3 protein-coding genes are annotated in these 6,512 nt (G+C 67.5%); all 3 read left to right on the top strand.

Annotated features, from left to right (window positions below):
- Positions 1-182: 182 nt before the first annotated feature.
- The 3 genes from ACFC09_RS36695 (at position 183) to ACFC09_RS36705 (ending at position 6,030) form a co-directional block, all read left to right on the top strand.
- On the top strand, positions 183-2,048 hold the full coding sequence (locus ACFC09_RS36695; protein ID WP_376535739.1) for a hypothetical protein: 1,866 nt from the start codon (positions 183-185) through the stop codon (positions 2,046-2,048).
- 1,007 nt (positions 2,049-3,055) lie between these two features.
- Positions 3,056-3,814, top strand: a complete 759-nt coding sequence (locus ACFC09_RS36700) for a hypothetical protein (protein WP_376535741.1) — start codon at positions 3,056-3,058, stop codon at positions 3,812-3,814.
- A 98-nt stretch (positions 3,815-3,912) separates the two neighbouring features.
- Positions 3,913-6,030, top strand: coding sequence for a hypothetical protein (locus tag ACFC09_RS36705; protein ID WP_376535743.1), 2,118 nt, complete (start codon positions 3,913-3,915; stop codon positions 6,028-6,030).
- Positions 6,031-6,512 lie beyond the last annotated feature (482 nt).

Raw genomic sequence — 6,512 nt, forward strand, 5'->3', positions numbered from 1 at the left:
GCGCCTCTTCCATCGACGTCGGCGACACCGCCCGATGCGGGCTTTGTGCTGCCTGATGTCGTTCAGTTCTGGAGACCATCATAGCCACAGGTCCCCGGGCCGGCACCTCCTTGCCTCAAAACGGTGTGTCACGCGCATCGTTCGCTGAGGTACCCACCGCCGAGCCCCGCACGCGCAAAACGGTGGCCACCGAGCCGCTGTTCTCCCTTCCCAGCACTCCGACGCTGCCCCGGCAGCAGACGGAGGACAACACCGAGAGCGCAGCCGAGCGAGCCCGCGTGGCCGCCCTGCTGCTGGACGACCTCCTGTTCGCCGCCCCCGTCTTCTGCATCGACAGCGGAAACTCGAAGGTGGCAACCGACCGGCCCCTGAAGTTCCTCAGCGAGGCCGCCGAGTTCGTCCGTACCGGCCGCGCAGCCTCCTACGTCGCCACCCTCCGGGAAAGCGCGGTCGCCGTCGACATCGACGGTGACGACGACGACTGGAGCACCAGCGCGCTCGAACACCTCACCAGCCGCGCCAGAGAACTGGACGGCTGGTTCGTTACCCGACGCTCCGGCGGCGGCGCCGGCCGCTGGCACCTGATCGCGTGTTTCCGCACCCAGGCCGCCCGCGCCGAGTTCAAGACCACGGTGGAGACCGTCCGCGCTCACTGGGGCGCCACGGCCCGCCAGATCGACTGGCGCCGTACCCTCCGCCCGCTCTCCGCACCGCACCGCAAGAGCGGCCGCGTCGACCTCCCCGAGTTCGTGGAGGGGGCCGCCAACACGCTGCCGTCGTGGGCCATGAACATGCCCCAGTACACCCGGCCGGTGACAACTCTGCGCAAGGAAGTTCCGGCAACTCCCTGGCAGCGTCGTATCTCCACGATTCCGGAGGGGGAGTTCTGGGAGCGTCTTCGTAAGCCCGGCCCCGATTACTGGGTGGACCGGTCCCTGAGCGAACTGCTCTCTACCGCCCGCCTCATCATTGCGGGGTTCGACGCCGAGGCCGCATGGCAGGTAGTCAGCGACCCCGCGCACCTCGGTTTCCACCGCGCCCGCAAGCGCGGCCACCGGTGGTGGGTGAAGCACTGCTGGAACGCGGCCGTCGAGTACGTGGACGACCACCGGAACAGCCGCACAGGGAAATCCGCGTCCGAGCGCTGGAAGAAGGTCACAGGCCCGCTTCTGGCAGGCGTACGGAAACTCCACTGGCCGAACTGGACCACCGCCACCCGGCACAGCAGGGAACACATCCTCGCGGCTATCGGGGACCGCATGGCGCGTCAGGGACTGGCCTGCCGGCCGCTGCCGGAACGGGATCTGGAGAACGACACGGGGAAGTCCCGGAACACGATCCGGGACGCCCTGGAGGCGTTCGTGGAGGACGGAGTCCTCATCCGGACCCGGACGTACGACCAGAGCATGGGCCCCAAGGCGTCGCACGAGTTCAGCCTGAACCTGCTCGCCCTGGACTTCCGTGCTGAAACTTCTGCCCCACCTTGTAGTCACTCCCCCGCCCCTCGCAGCCGCTCCTGGTTCAGCCTCGCTACGACCCTGGCCCTCCACCCCGGCCCCCTCACGGTCACGCAGCTCTACACCCTCAGCGGCTACACCCCCACCCCCTCACCCACCCGGGCCCAGCTGACGAACGTGGAGACCGGCCTCCAGGTGCTGAGGAAGCTCCGCATCGCCCAGGCCGGACGGAAGGGCTGGGCGCTCACGGGCCAGGCCGTACGGGAACTGCGGTCGATGACCCAGCGGAAGGCAGCAACGGCAGCACGGATCGAGCGCGAGCGGAGTGCGTTCGCGCGGGCATGGGAGGCCACCAGGGAGAAGCTGCAGCGCCGTTGGCAGGAGCAGAAGGAGAAGGCCCTCCAGAGGCGTGCAGCGGCCGACCAGAGCCGTCGCGAGCAGTGGTGGGCGAGTTTGCCCGCGGAGGAGAGGAAGACCCGTCGAGACGAGTGGAAGGCCCGTTTCCGTGAGCTGACGCCGGCCCAGCAGAAGGCCCGGGTCACCGAGTTGCGCGAGCGCCGGTACATGGCGAAGTGGGGAGCTGCCGCCTAGGTGAGTATCGCCGGGTAGCCGCCCGCCAGTTCGGCAGCGCGAACCCTGCCAGCAAACTCAGAGTTTGCCGCAGGGTGTAAAACCATGTGTAAAACAGGGTGTGACAAAGGGTGCTCCCCCCACCCCCTCTGACCTGCCCTTTTCCACGTGCTGCATCCTGACCACCCACTCCCATCGTCCCTCAGGAAGTGGGTGGTCAGGATGCAGCACGTGGGTTCAGATCAGAGGGGGTGGGGGGAGCACAGGTTGAGTGTGGTGGAGGTAGGAGAGGAACTGAGAGGAGGAGAGTGAGAGAGAGTGAAAGACAAAGACGAAGGACAAAGACAAGGACAAAAGAGAAAGACAAAGACGAAAGACAAGAGAAGAGAGAGAAGAATTTAAGAACTAGGGTGGGCCGGTGGGTGGTACGGAGGAGTGGTATCTGCAAGTTGTCGCTGGTGAGTTACTGGGCGGGGATGGGCAGCGAAACTTGAAGCCGGTGGGGGTACTTGCTCTGGCGGGGGGCGGTGGGTTCGCCGGGAGGGTGCCGCCAGGAGGTGGGTCGGTGTGCGGACGGTGATCGGCTCTGATCTGTGCCGTCGTGATGCAACCTGTCCACCGGTGGCGAGTTCCGCGTCTTGAGGGTGTTGGTTCGCTTGCTTCCGTCGGCGGCGAGCTGTCGAGTTCGCCCCGTGGTGGGTGGCTGGGCGAGTCGGAGAGTTTCCGTCGGAGTGGGGCGAGGTTACTGAAGTGGGCGCCCTTCGGGCGGCGTTTGGTGGTCCGGCGGCGTTCACCTGGCGGCAGACGTCGGCCCCGGGGGGCCTTTGGTCTGCCACCAGGGCGCCGGACCTTGGTCGACCCCTGGCGGGGTCGGCTGCTTTGATCTGGTGGTGGCCTCCTACGTCGGCCACCACGGCAGGGGCTCTCGTTCCTCGGCCCCTGCGGGCGGGCGAGGCCGGTTTGAACCTCAGAGTTTTGCCGTGTGCCGCACGGCGCGCGTTCGTAAGTCACGGTGGGAGTTGGTTGTCGTGGAGGTTGTAGTCCGCGAAGTGGTGGTGCCCAAGGGTAAGAACTGGCGGCTTACCGAGCGGGACGTGCCGGTTCTGGAGTGGATCGGCCGGTGGTTCGGCGTAACGGCAGAGCAGGTCACGCGGCAGTTCACGGGAGACGGCGGAGTTCTGCCGTCTCGTCAGGTGGTGTACCGGAGGCTGCGAGCGCTGACGTCGATGGGTCTGCTGTCAGCCGGCCAGCTCCCCGGACGGCGCGCTCAGGTGTTCTGGCTGACGAAGTCTGCGACGGAACTGCTGAACATTCCTGGGAACGCAGTGACGCCGAATATCAAGGAGTACAACCACGACCTGGCCGTGGTCGACCTGGCTCAGTACATCAGCAGCATCAGGCCGGACGATGAGCTGGTGACCGAGCGGGAGATCCGTGCTCGCGATACCCCGAACCAGTACGCGAGCACGGAGCCCACCTACGCGGTGTCGACCGGGGAGAACGGGCGCGGCCGCCGTTACCCGGACCTGGTGGGTCTACGTCCGGACGGAACCGTGTGGGCCCACGAGCTGGAGCGAACCCAGAAGGCGCGTCAGCGTCTCGTGAGGAACATGCTGCTGTACGTCAACGCCGATCACATCAGTTACGCCATGTACTGGGCCTTTCCCAAACTGCTGAAGAACGTGGAGTTGGCCGCGGAGGAAGCGAACGCTTCCGCCGTCGAGCTGGGGCGGGGACAGAAGATCTTTGTCCGCGCCTGGGATGTAGAAGAACGGGGAGCAGAGTGAGTACGCCACGGAGCCAGCGAGCACGAGGGAACATCGCAGGCGGACCTACGACCAAGTGGCAGGGTTCGCAGCCCATCAACCCAAACTCCGGTGAGGCCGTGGCGAGGGCGGCAGGGGTGATCCTGGCCGTCCTGAACCCGGTCGCGGCGATTCTCGTGCTGGTGCTGGTCGCGGCCGGCCGCCGCTTCCCGCCGCGGGCCCGGCACTGGGTGTGCTGGGCTGGGTGGGGTGCCGTAGTCGTCGGCGCGCTGATCGGATTCTTCCGGTGGTACCTGGTGCCGTACCGCGAACTGGGGACGGCGATCTGGGACAGCCCGAACCGGGCCGCTCTGGCAGAACTGGCCCAGGAGAACTGGGCGAGCTGGGTGGGCAACCAGATTCCGTTCAGCGTGACCGTCGCGGCCGGGATCGGCGGAGCCTGGCTCATCCGGCGAGCGAAGTTCACAGCGGAGTGGCGGACGGTGAAGGACCCGGTGCCGCAGAAGCGGATCGAGGCGAAGCTGCGGGAGCTCGCGCAGAACGATGACCGTCCCCCGGCGCAGAGTTTGGACGACCTGCGTATCCGGCTGGGCGTCGACAAGATGACCGGCGACGCGTGCGAGATCAGCGGCCGTGCCATGAGGCGCCACGGATTCATCCCGGGAGCATCCGGCTACGGAAAGTCCCGCACGATCGAGCAGCTGGTGTACGAACTGGTCGTCAGTCCGCACGCGCGTCCCCTGGGCATCGGGTTTCTGTTCGCCGACATGAAGGCGGACCCCATGCTGATCGAGGCAATGGCCGGAGGAGCGCATCACGCGGGGCGCCGGTTCAAACTGGTCACGGTCACGGGAGCGGGCACGACGTACAACCCCATCCGCCACGGTTCCGCCGAGCAGATCCGCAGCCGGATCGTGGAGTGCCTGGACCAGGTGGCCGGCGGCGGGTTCTCGGAGCCGCACCACCGAGAGGCGGCTGAAGAGTTCCTGCTGTATGCCGTCCGGGCCCTGGACGACCTGGTTCGCGGAAGCGTCACCGAGTTGTTCCCCGACGGGACGACGCGGGCCTGGCGCCGCGACCTTCCCGACCTGGCCCGTCTGCTGACCCTGAAGTCTCTTGGCTCCCGGACGAACCACTTCTCGCCGCGGCTGCAGAAGGAACTGGGCGACTACCTGAACTACCTCAACACCGAGGCGAAGGACCTGAAGCGCTCGATCCCGGGCCTGGCCACCCGCATCCGGAATTTGGTGTCGGGCGACGCCGGCCGCGTCCTGATCGAGACCCAGGACGGTGTCGACCTCTACGAGTCGGTCAAGCGCGGCGACATCGTCCTGTTCTCCCTCGCGGCGAACACCGACGCGAAGGCGGCGCGGCAGATCGGCAACCTGTTCCTCACCGACCTCGGATCGGTCGGAGACCGGCTGCTGGCGGAGAACTTCGGAGAGAACGGCGGACTGTTCATCGCGGGCGTCGATGAGTTCAGCGGACTCGGCGGATCGACGATGACGGGTTTGTTCCAGCGGTTGCGCGCCGCCGGCGGCGGTCTGTTCGTGTGCACCCAGGACCTGGCGGACCTGGCCGACGTGTCCGACGCCTTCCTGGCGGCCGTGCTCACCAACGCGGACGTGCTGATCCTCCACCGCACCAAAGCGTCCGCAGAACAGGTCTCCGAACTGCTGGGAACGTACGAGGGGTGGGAGGAGACGCTTCAGGTCCAGGAGGACATCGGAGTTCTCGGCTCGACCACGGCCGGGTCCGGAGTCGGCTCCCTGCGCCAGGTCGACCGCTTCAAGGTTCACCCGAACCAGCTTCGGGAACTGGGCGTCGGCGAGGCCATCGTCGCCATCGGTCACCCGGAGGACTCTTCCCAGACGGTGCAGATGGCCCTTGCCCCGCGGTACCCGGTGCCGGAGGCCGAGCCGGACGCGGTGCTGGAGCAGCAACCGCCGGTCGACCTCACGAAGGAACTTCCCCCTGCGTCGCCGCCGGCCCGCAAGGCCGTCGAGGCCGTCGAGGTAATCCCGGAGAGCTCGCCGGAGGACGCCGCCGAGTTCGAGGGCTGGGAGGAGGAGCCTCCGGAGGTCGAGGAGGAACCGGTCGAGGCGGACGAGAAGGAGTCCGTGGAAACCGGCGACGACGCGGCAAAGGCGCCCGCGGAGGAAACTCCGGTCATCGTGCCCAGGCCCACGCCGAGCCCGTCCCCAGCAACGCCGAAGCCAGCCAGCGACCCGTTCTGACGAGGGGCTGAGGTTCACGATTTTCTGCCTCCGGCGGGCCCTTACTCCCAAGGGGGTGGGGGCTCGTCCTGTGTGTGCGGGCCGGGGAGTGGCTGGGGTTGGGGGGTGGCCGGGGGCTCCCCTCGGCCGGACGGGCACCCTTCGGGCTACCACCGAACCTGCGGGGGGTGCCAGGCCGAGCCGCTTCGCGGTCGCGCAAGCGCGAGCCTGGCACCCCCCGCAGAACCGGCGGTACGGCGGAGCTGCCCGACCGACCGAGGGGAGCCCCCGCCCACCGGGCGGAGTTGTGGCGGAGGCCGCCGGGCAAGGCCCGCGCGGAGGGGACGGAAACCGCCGCCGACCTGCGGAAAGATGTGATGCAGGTCACCCGTTCGGAGGACTGTTCCAGGTGGACTCAGGCACTCGAATAAGGCAGAATTAGTGATGTCGGAAGGGGATGGCAGCCCCGGACGACAGGCCCGAACCTTCAACACCAGGGAGAC

Source organism: Streptomyces sp. NPDC056161, from assembly GCF_042268025.1.
In the GTDB taxonomy this organism is placed as follows: domain Bacteria; phylum Actinomycetota; class Actinomycetes; order Streptomycetales; family Streptomycetaceae; genus Streptomyces.